The sequence below is a fragment of the Bradyrhizobium sp. CCGUVB1N3 genome, assembly GCF_024199925.1.
Classification (GTDB): Bacteria; Pseudomonadota; Alphaproteobacteria; order Rhizobiales; family Xanthobacteraceae; genus Bradyrhizobium.
In genome coordinates, this window is record NZ_JANADR010000001.1 from 5720682 (window position 1) to 5735949 (window position 15268).

At 65.1% G+C, this 15268-nt stretch carries 14 protein-coding genes; 10 read left to right on the forward strand and 4 right to left on the reverse strand.

All coding sequences use genetic code 11. The features are described from left to right. Nucleotides 1-7: 7 nt before the first annotated feature. The 8 genes from NLM33_RS27300 to NLM33_RS27335 all read left to right on the forward strand — a co-directional run bounded on the left by NLM33_RS27300 (nucleotide 8) and on the right by NLM33_RS27335 (nucleotide 6557). The gene (locus NLM33_RS27300) at nucleotides 8-670 is read left to right on the forward strand and encodes an amino acid ABC transporter permease (protein WP_254100569.1); all 663 of its coding nucleotides are present in this window, start codon (nucleotides 8-10) and stop codon (nucleotides 668-670) included. Then, the gene (locus NLM33_RS27305; RefSeq protein ID WP_254100572.1) at nucleotides 667-1473 is read left to right on the forward strand and encodes an amino acid ABC transporter ATP-binding protein; all 807 of its coding nucleotides are present in this window, start codon (nucleotides 667-669) and stop codon (nucleotides 1471-1473) included. The genes NLM33_RS27300 and NLM33_RS27305 overlap by 4 nt, the downstream gene beginning before the upstream one ends. Next, the gene (locus NLM33_RS27310) at nucleotides 1473-2228 is read left to right on the forward strand and encodes an SDR family NAD(P)-dependent oxidoreductase (protein ID WP_254100575.1); all 756 of its coding nucleotides are present in this window, start codon (nucleotides 1473-1475) and stop codon (nucleotides 2226-2228) included. Before NLM33_RS27305 ends, NLM33_RS27310 begins: the two co-directional genes overlap by 1 nt. Next, nucleotides 2225-3352, forward strand: a complete 1128-nt coding sequence (locus NLM33_RS27315) for a muconate cycloisomerase family protein (RefSeq protein ID WP_254100578.1) — start codon at nucleotides 2225-2227, stop codon at nucleotides 3350-3352. The genes NLM33_RS27310 and NLM33_RS27315 overlap by 4 nt, the downstream gene beginning before the upstream one ends. A gap of 271 nt (nucleotides 3353-3623) precedes the next feature. Next, nucleotides 3624-4043: an HIT domain-containing protein gene (locus NLM33_RS27320; RefSeq protein WP_027520822.1), complete on the forward strand. Its 420-nt coding sequence runs from the start codon at nucleotides 3624-3626 to the stop codon at nucleotides 4041-4043. 27 nt (nucleotides 4044-4070) lie between these two features. Next, nucleotides 4071-5015, forward strand: coding sequence for an NAD(+) diphosphatase (gene nudC, locus NLM33_RS27325; RefSeq protein WP_254100581.1), 945 nt, complete (start codon nucleotides 4071-4073; stop codon nucleotides 5013-5015). Nucleotides 5016-5027: 12 nt separating this feature from the next. Beyond that, nucleotides 5028-5948 (forward strand): PfkB family carbohydrate kinase, encoded by a 921-nt coding sequence (locus NLM33_RS27330; protein ID WP_254100584.1) that lies wholly within the window; start codon nucleotides 5028-5030, stop codon nucleotides 5946-5948. A 99-nt stretch (nucleotides 5949-6047) separates the two neighbouring features. Then, nucleotides 6048-6557 carry an Lrp/AsnC family transcriptional regulator gene (locus NLM33_RS27335; RefSeq protein WP_027520825.1) on the forward strand — a complete coding sequence of 170 codons (510 nt, stop codon included), beginning with the start codon at nucleotides 6048-6050 and terminating at the stop codon, nucleotides 6555-6557. A gap of 95 nt (nucleotides 6558-6652) precedes the next feature. On the opposite strand, the gene NLM33_RS27340 is transcribed toward NLM33_RS27335, so the two are convergent. After that, complete coding sequence (locus NLM33_RS27340) at nucleotides 6653-8152, reverse strand: phosphomannomutase/phosphoglucomutase (RefSeq protein WP_254100586.1); 1500 nt, start codon at nucleotides 8150-8152, stop codon at nucleotides 6653-6655. A gap of 459 nt (nucleotides 8153-8611) precedes the next feature. Here NLM33_RS27340 and NLM33_RS27345 point away from each other — a divergent pair, with 459 nt between their 5' ends. Beyond that, entirely contained in the window at nucleotides 8612-9178 is a 567-nt protein-coding gene (locus NLM33_RS27345) for a transglutaminase-like cysteine peptidase (RefSeq protein ID WP_254100589.1), read from the forward strand. Nucleotides 9179-9214: 36 nt separating this feature from the next. On the opposite strand, the gene NLM33_RS27350 is transcribed toward NLM33_RS27345, so the two are convergent. From NLM33_RS27350 to NLM33_RS27360, 3 genes are all read right to left on the reverse strand, one after another. Further along, complete coding sequence (locus NLM33_RS27350; RefSeq protein WP_254100593.1) at nucleotides 9215-9730, reverse strand: TIGR02281 family clan AA aspartic protease; 516 nt, start codon at nucleotides 9728-9730, stop codon at nucleotides 9215-9217. A gap of 125 nt (nucleotides 9731-9855) precedes the next feature. After that, nucleotides 9856-12333: an ATP-dependent helicase HrpB gene (gene hrpB, locus NLM33_RS27355; protein ID WP_254100596.1), complete on the reverse strand. Its 2478-nt coding sequence runs from the start codon at nucleotides 12331-12333 to the stop codon at nucleotides 9856-9858. 141 nt (nucleotides 12334-12474) lie between these two features. Beyond that, nucleotides 12475-13791, reverse strand: a complete 1317-nt coding sequence (locus NLM33_RS27360; RefSeq protein ID WP_254100598.1) for a UDP-glucose/GDP-mannose dehydrogenase family protein — start codon at nucleotides 13789-13791, stop codon at nucleotides 12475-12477. Between the two features lie 197 nt (nucleotides 13792-13988). Here NLM33_RS27360 and NLM33_RS27365 point away from each other — a divergent pair, with 197 nt between their 5' ends. Beyond that, a complete protein-coding gene (locus NLM33_RS27365) occupies nucleotides 13989-15053 on the forward strand; it encodes an acyltransferase family protein (RefSeq protein WP_254100601.1) in 1065 nt (354 codons plus the stop codon). Nucleotides 15054-15268 lie beyond the last annotated feature (215 nt).

Below are 15268 nucleotides of genomic sequence, written 5' to 3' on the forward strand. Positions count from 1 at the left end.
AAAAAATATGTATCAGTGGGACTTCGGCATCCTCTGGGGCTATCGCTGGCTCTTCCTGAACGGACTCGGCGTCACCGTCGGCTTCACCGTGGTCATCGTGCTGCTCGGGCTGCTGTTCGGCCTCATCGCCGCGCTCGCGATGCTGTCGCGCTTTGGCTGGCTGCGCGGCATTGCGCTGACCTTCGTCGAGGCGTTCCGCTGCACGCCGATCCTGGTGCAGCTGATCTGGTTCTATTACGCGCTGCCGATCCTCGCCGGCGTCGAGATGACGCCGATCACGGCCTCGGCGCTGGCGCTGTCGCTCTATGGCGGCTCGTTCTATTCGGAGATCATCCGCGGCGGCATCGTCTCGATCGACAGCGGCCAGTCGGAAGCGGGCGCCGCGCTCGGCATGACGCCGCGCCAGGCCATGATACGCATCGTCCTGCCGCAGGCGATCAAGCGCATGATTCCGGCGCTGATGAACCAGTCGATCATCCAGTTCAAGAACACCTCGCTGGTCTCGGTGCTCGCCGTGCCCGACCTCGTCTATCAGAGCCAGGTCGCCGCGCATGACAGCTACCGGCCGCTCGAGACCTACACCGCGGTGGCGCTCGCCTATGCCGCGATCCTGATTCCCCTGACCATCATCGTGCGGCGGGGCGAGAAGCGTCTGGCGGTCAGCGAATGAGCGATACGTCCAAGGAGACTTGCAAAATCGAAATCCGCGGCTTGCGCAAGAGCTTCGGCAGCAACGAGGTGCTGAAGAACATCAACCTCGACGTCGCCAAGGGCGGCGTGGTCGCGCTGATCGGGCCGTCGGGCTCCGGCAAGTCGACCCTGCTCCGCTGCGTCAATCTGCTGGTCGTGCCGAACGGCGGCAGCGTCCGTGTCGGCGAGACGCGTTTCGCGTTCGGTGAGGGAACCAAGCTGCCTGATGTGAAGACGCTTGCGAAATTCCGCGCCAAAACCGGCATGGTGTTCCAGCACTTCAACCTGTTCCCGCACATGACGACGCTGCAAAACGTCATGGAGGGCCCCGTTACGGTGCGCCGCATGGCCAAGGCAGACGCCGAAAAATTGGCGCGAGTACAATTGGCGAAAGTCGGACTTCTGGAAAAGGCCGATCAATATCCGGCGACACTGTCGGGCGGACAGAAGCAGCGTGTCGCGATCGCGCGCGCGCTCGCCATGGAGCCAGACGTGATGCTGTTCGATGAAGCGACCTCCGCGCTAGATCCCGAGCTCGTCGGCGAGGTGCTCAACGTGATGCAGCGGCTCGCCTCCGAAGGCATGACCATGGTGATCGTGACGCATGAGATCGCCTTCGCCCGCGAGGTCGCCGATCGAGTCGTGTTCATGCGCGACGGCATCGTGGTCGAGGACGGCCCGGCGCGGGAGGTGATCGACAGCCCGCGCGAGGCTGCGACGCGCACCTTCCTCAGCCATTTCCACCGCACCGGCGCGTTGCCGCCGGCCAACGCGACATCGTGATGCCCGGTATCGATCGCGCCTATCTCGTCACCGGTGCCGCCAGCGGCATCGGCCGCGCCACCGCAAAGCTGCTGGCAACTCCCGGCACCGCTCTCCTGCTGCACACACGCTCGAATGCAGCCGGCCTCGATGCCGCGGCCACCGAGGCCGCCGCGCGCGGCGCCACGGTCGCAAAATGCCTCGGCGATTTCGCCGAGGAGAGAACCGCGGCTGAGACCGTCGCGGCCGCGCAAGCCGCCTTTGGCCGGCTCGACGCGCTCGTCCTGGTGGGCGGCCATGCCCGCCGCGGCAGTGCGATCGGAACGCCGCCGGATCAATTCCACCGCGCGATGGACGAATCCGCACTGGCCTTTACGCGGCTGGTCGAGGCCGCGCTTCCGCTATTGCGTGCAGGGCACGATGCGCGGATCGTGGCGGTGTCGTCGTTCGTGGCGCATGCGATCCGGCCCGAATTCGCGCCCTTCGCGGCAACGGCCGCGAGCCGCGCTGCACTGGAAGCCCTGGTGCGGCTCACCGCGGTCGAACTCGCCGGCGACGGCATCACCGTCAATGCGGTTGCACCCGGCCTCATCCTCAAGGACAAGCCGAGCGAAAGCCGGCTGTCGCCCGAGCAGATCGCCGCAACGGAAGCATTGATCCCGATGCGCCGTCGCGGGCGGCCGGAGGAAGTGGCCGAGATCATCGCCTTCCTGGCGTCGCCGAAGGCGTCCTACGTCACCGGCCAGATCTGGCACGTCAATGGAGGCCTGACATGACCGAAGCGACCGTCGAACGCCTCAGGCTGTTCCTGATCGAAAGCCCGATCAAGATGGCGCGCCTTCAGGGCGTCGGCAACGTCAAAGGCACGGTGAAGCGCGTGCTGCTCGAGCTCACTGCGAGCGACGGCGTGGTCGGCTGGGGCGAAGCGGCACCGTGGGAGGTGTTTACGGGAACGCCGGAGGCGGCATTCTCCGCGCTCGACATCTATCTGCGACCGATCGTGCTCGGCAAGCCGGTGCGCCGCATCCGCGCGCTGATGGCGGAGCTCGACCGCGCGCTGGTCGGCCACGCGGAGGCAAAAGTCGCGATCGAGATGGCGTTGCTCGACATCGTCGGCAAATCGGCGGGACTTTCGGTCGCCGACCTGCTCGGCGGCCGCGTGCGCGACACCATCCCCCTCTCCTTTTCGATCGCCGATCCCGATTTCGCCGCCGATCTCGAGCGCATGCGCAAAATGGTTCCGGACGGCAACGTCATCTACAAGGTCAAGACCGGTGTGAAGCCGCATCGCGAGGATCTCGATCACCTCTCGGCGATCCGCAAAGAGTTCGGCGACAAGGTCGACCTTCGCGTCGACTATAACCAGGCCTTGGCGCCGTTCGGCGCCGTCAAGATTTTGCGCGACGTCGAGCAGTTCTCACCGACCTTCATCGAGCAGCCGGTGCCGCGCAAATATCTCGACGTGATGGCAGAGCTGACATCAGCGCTGGAAACGCCTGTCCTCGCGGATGAGAGCTGTTTCGATCGCCGCGACATGATGGAGGTGGTGCGCCGGCAGGCCGCGGACGCCGTGTCCATCAAGCTGATGAAGGCCGGCGGCCTGTTCGAGGCGCAGGCCATCATGGCGATCGCCGACGTCGCCGGGCTGCCGGGCTACGGCGGCACGCTGTGGGAAGGCGGCATTGGCCTTGCCGCCGGCACGCAGCTCATTGCGGCAACGCCCGGCATCTCGCTCGGCTGCGAATTCTACATGCCGCATCACGTGCTGACCGAGGACGTCCTGGAGGAGCGCATCCCCCACCGCGGCGGCCATGTCGTCGTGCCCGATGGTCCCGGCCTCGGTATCCGCGTCAGCGAAGCCTCGATCCGCGCCAACGCGCGCGTGCTCGCGGAGGCGTAAGGCACATCAACAACCTCGGTGTCGTCCTGGCGAAAGCCAGGACCCATTATCCCGAGTGTCAATTGTTTCGACACGCTAGGAGACGAACCAGCGTGCCACTTCCAGTGGCCTGTGGTTATGGGTCCTGGATCGGCGCTCGCTACGCTCGCTTGTCCAGGACGACGATCGAGTATGCGGCCCGCGCGGAGCGCCATCCTTCCCCTCGCTAGCTCCGTATCGTATGGTCGGACCAAACAAGCCCGATCGCGCCGGGCCTTTCGGAAACACTTTCATGCCTGATCCCGCCTGGTCGCTGCACTCCCGCCTGAAAGAGGACACCATCGACATCGGCGACCTGCCGTTGTCGAAAGTGCTGGTCATCAAGGACGCCCATTACCCGTGGCTCTTGCTGGTGCCGCGGCGCGCGGATGCGGTCGAGATCATCGATCTCGACGAGGTCCAGCAGGCGCAGTTGATGACCGAGATCACGCGCGTCTCCCGCGCGCTGAAGGAGATCACCAAATGCGACAAGCTCAACGTCGCAGCGCTCGGCAACCTCGTGCCGCAGCTTCACGTGCACATCATCGCGCGCCGCACCAGCGATGCGGCATGGCCGCGCCCGGTCTGGGGGGTGATGCCGCCCTTGGCGCATGATGCCGAAGAGGTCCAGAATTTCATCAGCGCGCTTCGCCGCAAGATCTGGTTGGGTTGAAAGAACGATTGGGTTGAAAGAACAATAATGTCAGCATTCGACTCGTTTCCGCTGGGACAGCCGGCCTTCGTCACCAACGTCCTCGATCGCGCCGCGCATCTGCGCCTCAATGACGAGAAACTGTTCGCGATCGAGCAGAATCCGTCGTCGCGCGCATATGTGATCTACCGCGACTCGCTCCTGGTGAAGCGCGAGGGCGAGCGCGTCCGCGCCCTGCTCTCGATCGACGAAGCCGTCAAATGCGGCGCCAATCCCGGCACGATCTTCTTGGGGCTGCGCGATGGCGCAGCGGTGTTCGGCATGGGCATGCCGCAGGCTGCGGCCGAAAAGCTGATCGGCCGTGAGGACTACGCCGTGACCGAATTGCGCGGCATGGCCATGCAGGGCGCCATCCCGCCACAGGAGCTGTCCGCGATCGCTATGGCGAAGTCGATGGTCACCTGGCATCAGCGCCACGGCTATTGTGCCAATTGCGGCGCGCGCAGCGCGATGAAGGAAGGCGGCTGGAAGCGCGAGTGTCCTGCTTGCAAGGCCGAGCATTTTCCACGCACCGACCCGGTCGTGATCATGCTGGTCGCCTCCGGCGACAAGTGCCTGCTCGGCCGCCAGAAGCAGTTTCCGCCGGGCATGTATTCCTGTCTCGCCGGCTTCGTCGAGGCGGCCGAGACGATCGAGGACGCGGTGCGCCGCGAGATCTTCGAGGAGTCCGGCATCCGCTGCGCCGATGTGCAGTACTACATGACGCAGCCCTGGCCCTATCCGTCGTCGCTGATGATCGGCTGCAGCGCGCGGGCGCTGACCGATGAGATCACCGTCGACCGCTTGGAGCTGGAGGACGCCCGCTGGTTCAGCCGCGACGAGGCTCGGCTGATGCTGGCGCGGACGCATCCGGACGGGCTTGCCGGTCCGCACCCCTTCGCCATCGCCCATCATCTGGTCGGCCGCTGGTTGCAGGGCAAGGACGGCGCATAGCGACGTCGGCCGATGTCCGCCAAAACAATCGCGCCGCGCATCCTCTGCATCGGCATCCCCGTGCGCGACCTCACCTTTCGCGTGGGCAGCGTGCCCGAGCATGGCAGCAAGGCGAACGCCACGCATTTGGAGGAGATCTGCGGCGGCAACGCGCTCAACGCCGCGATCGCCATCGCGCGGCTCGGCGGCCGCGCTGCACTGGTCGGGCCGATGGGCGATGCGCAGGAGACCTCGAGCGGCTTCATCCTCGAACGCATGACGCAGGAGGGCATCGATGTCGGGCACGTCGTGCGCATGCCCGGCCTGACGACGCCGGTCTCGGCGATCATGATCGACGCGAGCGGCGAGCGCACCCTCGTCATCTATCGCGATCCCGCACTGTGGACGGTGAAGCTGCCGGATGCCGACGCGCTGCTCGGCGATTGTGACGCCATTTTGGTCGAGAGCCGCTGCGCCGAATTCGCGCTTTCCCTCTGCGCCGAGGCGCGCCGCCGCGGCATTGCCGTCATCGTCGGCGTCGACCGCGCGATGTCGCCAGGCGATGGCCTGTTCGCGGCCGCCTCGCACATCCTGTTCGCCAGCGAGCAGTTGCAGGAAACGGCCGGCGTCGCCGACGACGGCGGGGCGCTGCAGACGCTTGCGAGGCTGACACCGGCATTCCTCGCCGCCACCCGCGGCCCGCGCGGCACGATCTGGCTGAATGAGCGGGGTGAGCTGGAGGAGACGGCGGCCTTTCCGGTCCACGCCGTGGATACGCTCGGCGCGGGCGACGTCTTCCATGGCGCCTTTGCCCTTCGCCTCGCTGAAGGCCGGGAGGCGCGCGAGGCGCTGCGATTCGCCGCAGCCGCGGCCGCGCTGAAATGCACCCGCTTTGGTGGTGGCCTGGCCGCCCCGCAACGTATTGAAGTTGAAGGGCTTTTGCTCGGGAGCTGACCGGTGCGGGCAGCCTGTCGCCCGGAATATGGACTTGCTCTAGAAGATTTTTCTATATATGAGGGGTTTCGACCCTTGAAATGGAAAAAAGTTCCCCAGATGAGCGACCTCGCCGTCCAACTCCCAGAGACCAACCGCCGCCTCGACGCCATCGACCGCAAGATTCTGATGGTACTGCAGGAAGACGCCTCCCTGTCGGTCGCCGAGATCGGCGACCGGGTCGGGCTCTCGTCCACACCTTGCTGGAAGCGCATCCAGCGCCTCGAGGCCGATGGCGTGATCCTCAAGCGGGTGGCGCTGGTCGACCAGAACAAGATCGGGCTCGGCATCTCCGTGTTCGTGTCGGTGGAAAGCGCCGACCATTCTGAGGCCTGGCTGAAGAAATTCGCCGAGGCCGTCAGCGCGATGCCGGAGGTGATGGAGTTCTACCGCATGGCCGGCGACGTCGACTACATGCTGCGCGTCGTGGTCGCGGACATGCAGGCCTATGACGTCTTCTACAAGAAGCTGATCAGCGCCGTGCCGCTCAAGAACGTCACCTCGCGCTTCGCCATGGAGAAGATCAAGTCGGTCACCGCTCTGCCGATCCCGGCGGTGGTGGCGGCTTAGGGCTCACAGCTCACCGCACGGGAACTGTCATCGCCCGGCTTTCGCGGGTGATGACAGTGGAGTCTACGGCAAGCGCATTCCGACCAGCGCGTGCCTCAAATCTTCTGATTGTACTCGCCCACTTCCGGATGCGTGCGCAGCACGCCGTCCACCATCTCGAACATGTCGCGCATGCGCTGCTCGGAGACCGGGCTTTCGACCACGACGACGAGCTCGGGCTTGTTCGAGGACGCGCGCACCAGGCCCCAGCTGCCGTCCTCAACCGTGACGCGCACGCCGTTGACGGTGACGAGGTCGCGGATCGCCTGGCCGCCGATCTTGGCGCCCTTCTCGTGCAAGCCTTCGAAATGCTTCACTACGGCATCGATGACGCCGTATTTGACCTCGTCCGCGCAATGCGGCGACATGGTCGGCGACGACCAGGTCTTTGGCAGTGCGTTCTTCAGGTCCGCCATCGTCTTGCCGGGTGCGCGGTCGAGCATGTCGCAGATCGCGATTGCGGAGACCAGGCCGTCGTCATAGCCGCGCCCGAATGGCTTGTTGAAGAAGAAATGGCCCGACTTCTCGAAGCCGGCAAGCGCGCCCATCTCGTTGGTGCGGCGCTTCATGTAGGAATGGCCGGTCTTCCAATAGGCGGTTTTCGCACCCTGCTTCTGCAGCACGGGATCGGTGATGAACAGGCCGGTCGACTTCACGTCGACGACGAACTGCGCATCCTTGTGGATCGCCGACATGTCGCGCGCCAGCATCACGCCGACCTTGTCGGCGAAGATCTCCTCGCCGGTGTTATCGACGACGCCGCAGCGGTCGCCGTCACCGTCGAAGCCGAGGCCGACGTCGGCCTTGTGATGCAGCACGGCGTCACGGATCGCGTGCAGCATCTCCATGTCCTCGGGGTTCGGATTGTATTTCGGGAAGGTGTGGTCGAGCTCGGTGTCGAGCGGGATCACCTCGCAGCCGATCGCCTCCAGCACCTGCGGCGCGAATGCGCCGGCAGTGCCGTTGCCGCAGGCCGCGACCACCTTGAGCTTGCGCTTCAGCTTCGGGCGGTTGGTGAGATCGGCGATGTAGCGCGCGGGATAATTTTCGTGGAACTGATAGGAGCCGCCAGCCTTGTTCCTGAAATCGGCGTTGAGCACGATCTCCTTCAACCGGGTCATCTCGTCGGGGCCGAAGGTCAGCGGACGGTTGGCACCCATCTTCACGCCGGTCCAGCCATTGTCGTTGTGCGAGGCCGTGACCATCGCGACGCAGGGCACATCCAGGTCGAACTGTGCAAAATAGGCCATCGGCGTCACGGCGAGGCCAATGTCATGCACCTTGCAGCCTGACGCCATCAGGCCGGAGACCAGCGCATATTTGATCGAGGCCGAATAGCCGCGGAAATCATGGCCCGTAACGATCTCCTGCTTGACGCCGAGCTCGGCGATCAGCGCACCCAGCCCCATGCCGAGCGCCTGCACCCCCATCAGGTTGATTTCCTTGTTGAACAGCCAGCGCGCGTCGTATTCGCGGAAGCCTGTGGCCTTCACCATCGGCTCGGATTCGAAGGCATAGGTGTTGGGCAGCAGCACGGATTTCGGCTTGGGAAACATCGAGACAATCTCGTTAACAGGGCAGGAGGAATATACCGCAGCCATAGCGAATGCTCAGGCCGAGCGGAAGGGCGGGATTGGCGGCTTATGGCCGATAATTGCGGCAGTTTGGTAACGGAGAAACCTTACTCAGCGCTGCTCGGAGTGAGCGGAAAGGTTCAGCAAAGATTCTCGGCCGCTCCATCGCGGATGTGCACTTTGCGCCTCGCAACCTCTGATCGCGCGATCGTGTTGAAACCAATCGGGCCGACCGCGCTTATCCACCCAGGATTACTCCGTCTCGCCCGGTGAACGATCCACAATCGCCATGGCGCAGGACGCGGCCTGACTGATCATTAGAGCATTAACTCACGCCTCGTCTCGAGCTCTCTCCACGACGCAACGCGTAGGAGACAAAGCATGCGCATGGCATCGATCCTGGCCGCGATCGCGGCCGGCACAATCTTGTCGATCGGCCAAATGATGGCCGCTGAATCGGCAAACGAGAGGTTGTCGGGTCTGCCGACCGGTCCCTCGCCTACGCCGCTGCACATCAAGTTCGGCGATCTGACGCTTCCGCCGATGGCACATACGATGTTCTGCGTACACAACCGCGACGAATGCCGCCTTCGCCCGCTGTTTCGTGGCGGTCCGGTTCACTTGACCGAGGCACGATGGGAAGAGCTGAAAGAAGTCAACGGTACCGTGAACCGCGCCATCATCCCGGAACCGAACGAGCTGGGTGTTGCGGCGGAAACCTGGCTCATTGATCCCGAGCGCGGCGACTGTAACGACTACGCCGTCAGCAAGCGCCACAAACTTCTGAGCCGAGGCTGGCCCCAGCGGACGCTTTTGCTCGCCGAGGTCGTGACCGTCTGGGGCAAGCATCACCTGGTTCTGGTCGTTCGCACGCAAAGCGGCGACCTGGTGCTGGATAATTTGACGGCGCAGGTCAGGCCGTGGCCGCGCGCACCCTATCGCTGGATTCGAATTCAATCGCCGAGCAACCCGCGATATTGGAACATGATCGCGCCGCGCAACGTGTAGGGTTTCGCCGTCAGGCCGGTTGACCGAGTCGCTCGCCTACTGTTCCAGCACCATCAGGCCGTTGGCGTATTCGAAGCGCCTCAGCTTGGACAGGAAGGAGAGCCCGAGCAAATTCTCCGACAGCGCCTCGTCCGGCAGCACCATGGCATCGACGTCGCGAACGATGAGGCCACCGACGTCGAGCATGGCGATGCGGGCGCGCGCGGCCTTGATGGTGCCGTTGGCGGTAGCGACGTTCGCGTTGTAATCGCCGCGCGACGGGCGCAGGCCGAAGCGGGCAGCCGAGGTCTCGTTCAGCGCCACCACGGAAGCGCCGGTGTCGACCATGAAGCCGATGCGCTGGCCGTCGATCCGCCCTTCCGTCTGAAAATGGCCACGGGCGTCGCGGGGGATGCTGACGCTGCGATTGCTCCCTTGCGGCGCCGGCGCCTGAACGGCGGCCATCTGGCGCGGCACTGAGGTGGCGGAGGCCGAGCTCATCTTGTCGGCCATCTGCGCCATGAATGTGCCCAGCCCAATCATGATGGCCGCGAAGATCATAATGTTACGCATGACACCACTCGGAACCGAAAACACGATTTCATCACGCTACGCGCCCGTCCGCGAGCGAGCTTGCGACCGGGACGCCGCCATTTTGGCGAAAAGCGTGACGGAAAGGTTAATGCGGGCTGATGGAATTACGTCCCGCGCGGCTTGGCGCGCCGGGTCGGCAGTGCGTTCGCGGGGTCGTCCGGCCAGGGATGGCGCGGATAGCGCCCGCGCAGGTCGGAGCGGACCGCGATGTAACTGCCGCGCCAAAAACCGGGCAGATCGCGCGTCACCTGCACCGGGCGCTGTGCCGGCGACAGCAGTTCTAGAACCAGCGGCACCTTGCCGCCCGCGATCGATGGATGAATGTTGAGGCCGAACAGTTCTTGGAGACGCACGGCGATGGTCGGTCCCTGCTCGGCCTCATAGTCGATCGCGAGCATCGTCCCGGTCGGCGCCTCGAAATGGGTGGGCGCCTCGCGCTCGAGTCGCGCGCGCAGGTCCCATGGCAACTGCGCCATCAGCGCCTCGGAGAGGTCGCCGGCGGAAATATCCTTCAACGCCGTCTTGTCGTAGAGCGCAGGCATCAGCCAGTCATCGCGCCGCGCAATCAGGGCGTCGTCCGACAAATCGGGCCAGCTTTCGCCTTCGGCCTTGCGCAGGAACATCACGCGGTCGCGCCATTGGATGGCGGCTTTCGACCAGGGCAGCCGGTCGAGACCGGCGGCGATCAGACCGTCGGCGAGGATGCGGGCCGTCGTCTCGGACGGCGTGAGCGTGAGCGGGGACTCGGACAATGTGATGGCGTGCAGCGCGCGTTTGCGCCGCGCGCGCAGCGCCATGGCGCCGCGATCAAAGAAAACCTCGTCCGAGGTTTCGATGTGCTCGGCGAAATGGCCTTCGATGTCGCCCTCACTGATCGGCGCGGCAAGCAGGATGCGCCCGTTCGCCGCCGTGCCCGTCATCTCGGCCACCGCGATGTAGGACGCGCGCGCAAGCGAAGACGTCTGCTCGACGGCCGCGCCGCGGCCGTTGGCGAGCACGAAGCTGCCGTTGCCGCGGTTGCGCGCAACACGGTCGGGGAAGGCGTAGGCGAGCATGATGCCGGTGCGCAAGTCGCTCTGCCCCGGCGTCCCTTTCTCCGACGATGCGACTTGCGAGGCCCAGCGACGTGCGAGGTCGCGGGCGCTGGTGGCACGGGGTGAGCGGTCGCGGCGGAATTGATCGAGACGATGGTCGAGATCGACGCTGTCGCCGCCGAGCCCGCGCTCGGTGAGGATGGCGGCGATCTCGGCGGCGGCCTCGCCGCTGCCGGCGCGATGCGAATCCACGATCATGCGCGCGAGCCGCGGCGGCAGTGCCAGCGCGCGCAGGCTCTTGCCTTCCGCCGTGATGCGACCATCGGCATCGAGCGCATTGAGCTCGGCGAGCAGGCTCTTTGCCTCTTTCCAGGCGGGCTGAGGCGGCTGATCGAGGAAGGACAACGTGGCGGCATCGCTCACGCCCCATTGCGCAAGATCGAGCACGAGCGAGGACAGGTCCGCGCTCAGAATTTCAGGCTGGGTGTAGGGCGCGAGCGAGGCGGTCTGCGGCTCGTCCCAGAGCCGGTAGCACACGCCGGGCTCGGTGCGGCCGGCACGGCCGCGGCGCTGATCGACCGCGGCGCGCGAGGCGCGCACGGTCTCGAGCCGCGTCAAGGCGATATCGGGCTCATAGCGCGGCACGCGGGCGAGGCCGGAATCCACGACAATGCGCACGCCCTCGATCGTGAGCGACGTCTCCGCGATCGAGGTCGCCAGCACCACCTTGCGCGTGCCTTTGGGCGCAGGCGCAATGGCGCGGTCCTGCACGGCGGCATCCAGCGCGCCGAACAGCGGCACGATCTCGATTGCAGCATCATGGATGCGCTCGGCGAGAAAGTTCTGCGTGCGCCGGATCTCGGCCGCGCCGGGCAGGAACGCCAGCACCGAGCCGGCGTCAGTGCGCAGCGCGGAGGCAATCGCATCCGCCATCTGCCGCTCCAGCGGCGCGTCGACCTTGCGGCCGAGATAGCGCGTCTCGACTGGAAACGCGCGGCCCTCGCTCTCGACGACGGGCGCTTCCCCCAGCAGTTTCGCGACCCTCGCGCCGTCCAGCGTCGCCGACATCACGAGGATGCGCAAATCCTCGCGCAGGCCGGTCTGCGCATCACGCGCCAGCGCGAGGCCGAGGTCGGCATCGAGCGAGCGCTCGTGGAATTCGTCGAACAGGACGGCGGCGACGCCCGTCAGCTCGGGATCGTCGAGGAGCTGGCGGGTGAAGATGCCTTCCGTCACCACCTCGATGCGGGTGGCGCGCGAGATCTTCGAGCCGAAGCGGACGCGGTAGCCGACGGTCTCCCCGGGGCGCTCGCCGAGCGACTTCGCCATGCGGTCGGCGGAAGCGCGGGCCGCGATGCGCCGCGGCTCCAGCACGATGATCTTCTTACCCCTGGCCCAGGGCGCATCCAGCAGCGCAAGCGGCACGCGCGTGGTCTTGCCGGCGCCGGGCGGCGCCACCAGCACGGCGGCATTGTGCGCTTCCAGCGTGCGCGACAGGTCGTCGAGCACCGCATCGATCGGGAGGGGCGTGTCGAAGCTGCGAGGCAATATCCGGCATCCGTCATCGCCCGCCTCGTGCGCAATTGCGCACTGAAGAGGACGATCCATAAACTCAGACCCTCGTCATCGACGACGGTCGAGCGTACTGGATACCCCGCCTTCGCGGGGTATGACAACAAGATGCGGCGATCAAACCTGCCCGGCAGGCCGCCCCACGCTCTCATAGACGAAGCCGGCGGCTTCCATGTCTTCGGGACGGTAGATGTTGCGCAAATCAACCACGACGGGCTGCACCATGGTCTCCTTCAGCCGGTCAAGGTCGAGCGCGCGGAACTGCACCCATTCGGTGACGATGACCAGCGCGTCCGCGCCCTTGGCGCAGGCATACGCATCCTCGCAATATTCGATGGCCGGCAACTCGTTCTTGGCCTGGTCCATGCCGACCGGGTCATAGGCGCGCACATTCGCGCCCATATCGAGCAAACCCGTCACCAGCGGGATCGAGGGCGCATCGCGCATGTCGTCGGTGTCGGGCTTGAAGGTGAGACCGAGCACGCCGATGGTCTTGCCGCGCAGCGCGCCGCCAAGTGCGTGGCTGACCTTGCGCGCCATCGCGCGCTTGCGGTTTTCGTTGACGGCGAGCACCGCCTCGACGATGCGCAGGCTCACGTCATAGTCCTGCGCGATCTTGATCAGGGCCTTGGTGTCCTTCGGGAAGCAGGAGCCGCCGAAGCCTGGGCCCGCATGCAGGAACTTGGTGCCGATGCGGTTGTCCAGACCAATGCCGCGCGCGACCTCCTGGACATTGGCGCCGACCTTCTCGGCCAAATCGGCGATCTCGTTGATGAAGGTGATCTTGGTCGCCAGAAACGCGTTGGCGGCGTACTTGATCATCTCCGCGGTGCGGCGCGCGGTGAACATCAGCGGCGCCTGGTTCAGCGACAGCGGACGGTAGATGTCGCTCATCACTTTTCGGCCACGCTCGTCATTCGTGCCGACCACGATGCGATCCGGGAATTTGAAATCGCGGATCGCCGCGCCCTCGCGCAGGAATTCAGGGTTGGACGCGACCACCACATCGGCCTTCGGATTGGCCTCGCGGATGATGCGTTCGACCTCATCGCCGGTGCCGACCGGAACGGTCGACTTGGTGACCACGACCGTGAAGCCGGAGAGCGACGCAGCGATCTCGCGCGCGGCAGCGTAGACGTAGGACAAGTCGGCATGACCATCGCCGCGCCGCGACGGCGTGCCGACCGCGATGAACACGGCGTCCGCGTCCGCCACCGGCCCCGAAAGGTCGGTCGTGAAGCTCAGGCGCTTGGCCTTCACATTGGTCTCGACCAGCGTGTCCAGCTCCGGCTCGTAGATCGGGATCTCGCCGCGGTGAAGCGCTGCGATCTTGCGCTCGTCCTTGTCGACGCAGGTGACGTCATGGCCGAAATCCGCAAAGCAGGCACCGGAAACCAGTCCCACATAGCCCGTGCCGATCATGGCTATTCGCATGAAAACCCGCCTGTCTTGGTTAACGCATGATGATGCTTTGCAGCGGTCTTAAAGCATTTTCATGTCCGCGGGGAAGGGCTGGCCCGAAGAAAAACGGCAAGAAAACCGGCATGTGATTTGTAGAGTAAAGGGGACCGAAACCTCGCGCCGTCATACTGCCTCGCTCCTGGGCGGCAAGCGCCTCGAAAAGGGACACCATGACATCGATCGGCACAATCGCGGCAAGCGGAGGTTCCAGGACCTCGCCGGCGCGCCTCGATTGGGTCGATTATGCCAAGGGCATCTGCATCGTCATGGTCGTGATGATGCATTCGGTGCTGGGGGTCGAGCTCGCCGCCGGCGAACCCGGGTTCATGCATGGCCTGGTCGCCTTCGCAAAGCCATTCCGGATGCCGGATTTTTTCCTGATTTCGGGACTATTCCTGCCGCTCGTGATCGACCGCGACTGGCGAATCTATCTCGACCGCAAGGTCGTGCATTTCGCCTATTTTTATGTCCTCTGGGTGACAATCCAGTTCGGCTTCAAGGCGCCGGCTTTCGCAGCCGAAACGAGCTGGCGCGATGCGGGCCTTCTGTATCTCGAATCATTTGTCGAGCCGTTCGGCACGCTCTGGTTCATCTACCTGCTGCCGATCTTCTTCATCGTCACAAAACTGACACGGCGAATCCCGCCGCTCGCGATCTGGCTCGCCGCGGCGCTGCTGGAGACGGCGCGCATCGCAACGGGGTGGACCGCCATCGACGAGTTCTGCGCGCGCTTCGTCTATTTCTATTCGGGCTATCTGTTCGCGGCTCACGTGTTCGCCTTGTCGGATCGCGCGCGCAGGCATCCCGCCCTTGCCCTCGCCGCGCTTGGCGCGTGGGCGCTCGTCAATGCGGGCCTCGTCGCGCGCGGCGCAAGCGAATGGCCGATGATCTCGCTTCTGCTCGGCTTCTCCGGTGCCGTCGCCATCGTAACGATGGGTACGCTGCTCGCGCATGCGCGCCGGCTCAACTTCCTCCGTTTCTGCGGCGAGCATTCGATCGTGATCTATCTCGCCTTCTTCCTGCCGATGGCCGCGACACGGACGCTGCTGCTGCGCACCGGCATCATTCCCGACATCGGCACGATGTCGCTGATCGTCACCATCGCCGGCGTCATCGGTGCGCTCCTGATCTGGCAGGCCGCGCTGCGCCTGCACGCCTACTTCCTGTTCGAGCGGCCGGATGCATTCTGGATCGCGCCGAAGAAGGCGGGGGCAGTGTTGCAGGCGGCGGAGTAGCATCTCGTTCCGGCGTCGTCCCCGCGAAGGCGGGGACCCATAACCCCAACACCGAGTTGTGGCGCGAGGTGGCAACCACGAGTCTTCGCCAAACTCCATCCTGTGGCTATGGGTCCCGGGCTCGCGCTTCGCGCGCCCCGGGACGACGATTTGAGTGTGGGAATCGGCCCAAAAAACGCCCTTCCCAGGCTGTCAAATGCCGCAAAAATTCATAC

What these genes read in the sequence shown, in the direction of transcription:
- NLM33_RS27300 (WP_254100569.1), top strand. Translation starts at nt 8, where the DNA reads ATGTATCAGTGGGACTTCGGCATCCTCTGGGGCTATCGCTGGCTCTTC.
- NLM33_RS27305 (WP_254100572.1), top strand. Translation starts at nt 667, where the DNA reads ATGAGCGATACGTCCAAGGAGACTTGCAAAATCGAAATCCGCGGCTTG.
- NLM33_RS27310 (WP_254100575.1), top strand. Translation starts at nt 1,473, where the DNA reads ATGCCCGGTATCGATCGCGCCTATCTCGTCACCGGTGCCGCCAGCGGC.
- NLM33_RS27315 (WP_254100578.1), top strand. Translation starts at nt 2,225, where the DNA reads ATGACCGAAGCGACCGTCGAACGCCTCAGGCTGTTCCTGATCGAAAGC.
- NLM33_RS27320 (WP_027520822.1), top strand. Translation starts at nt 3,624, where the DNA reads ATGCCTGATCCCGCCTGGTCGCTGCACTCCCGCCTGAAAGAGGACACC.
- nudC (WP_254100581.1), top strand. Translation starts at nt 4,071, where the DNA reads ATGTCAGCATTCGACTCGTTTCCGCTGGGACAGCCGGCCTTCGTCACC.
- NLM33_RS27330 (WP_254100584.1), top strand. Translation starts at nt 5,028, where the DNA reads ATGTCCGCCAAAACAATCGCGCCGCGCATCCTCTGCATCGGCATCCCC.
- NLM33_RS27335 (WP_027520825.1), top strand. Translation starts at nt 6,048, where the DNA reads ATGAGCGACCTCGCCGTCCAACTCCCAGAGACCAACCGCCGCCTCGAC.
- NLM33_RS27340 (WP_254100586.1), bottom strand. Translation starts at nt 8,152, where the DNA reads ATGTTTCCCAAGCCGAAATCCGTGCTGCTGCCCAACACCTATGCCTTC.
- NLM33_RS27345 (WP_254100589.1), top strand. Translation starts at nt 8,612, where the DNA reads ATGATGGCCGCTGAATCGGCAAACGAGAGGTTGTCGGGTCTGCCGACC.
- NLM33_RS27350 (WP_254100593.1), bottom strand. Translation starts at nt 9,730, where the DNA reads ATGCGTAACATTATGATCTTCGCGGCCATCATGATTGGGCTGGGCACA.
- NLM33_RS27360 (WP_254100598.1), bottom strand. Translation starts at nt 13,791, where the DNA reads ATGCGAATAGCCATGATCGGCACGGGCTATGTGGGACTGGTTTCCGGT.
- NLM33_RS27365 (WP_254100601.1), top strand. Translation starts at nt 13,989, where the DNA reads ATGACATCGATCGGCACAATCGCGGCAAGCGGAGGTTCCAGGACCTCG.